The organism is Myxococcus sp. CA033, from assembly GCF_013336625.1.
Taxonomy (GTDB): domain Bacteria; phylum Myxococcota; class Myxococcia; order Myxococcales; family Myxococcaceae; genus Myxococcus; species Myxococcus llanfairpwllgwyngyllgogerychwyrndrobwllllantysiliogogogochensis.
Genome location: NZ_JABUMU010000092.1, coordinates 1 through 418, shown reverse-complemented (window position 1 = coordinate 418; position 418 = coordinate 1). Strand labels below are relative to the sequence as shown.

The 418-nt window shown below is 56.2% G+C and carries 1 pseudogene; it reads left to right on the top strand.

The window, feature by feature from the left end:
• Positions 1-152 precede the first annotated feature (152 nt).
• A pseudogene (locus HUA78_RS45775) lies at positions 153-418 on the top strand (hypothetical protein); the annotation flags it as partial.

Genomic DNA, 418 nt, shown 5'->3' with positions numbered 1-418 from the left:
CAACACCGGAGTTGATGCAGTCGATCCAAGAACGGGCTGCCAATACGAGGTCCTCTCGGGAACAGCATCGAACGTCGCCTTGCACGGCAAACGGTTGGCCAGCATCCTCTTCCGGATGATTACCTTCTAAGGCCATCGAGCGCAGGAACCTCGTGATTCAATTCAGCGACACAACCATCGAAGACGAGCGCCTGGAGCTGACCAGCAAGGAGCATCTCTACTACCTGGGTCACCACCTGACGTTGAGGCGATGCCATCTCATCATCAAGGTCCCAACACGGGCATTGGTGATTACCAGGACGCAGCTCATCGATTGCACCGTAGACGTCAAGAAGGAGCTCAAGAACTTCCGCTGGGAGGGCGTCATCCTGAAGGGATGTCGATTCACGGGCACGATCACCAGCAACGACTTTGGCCG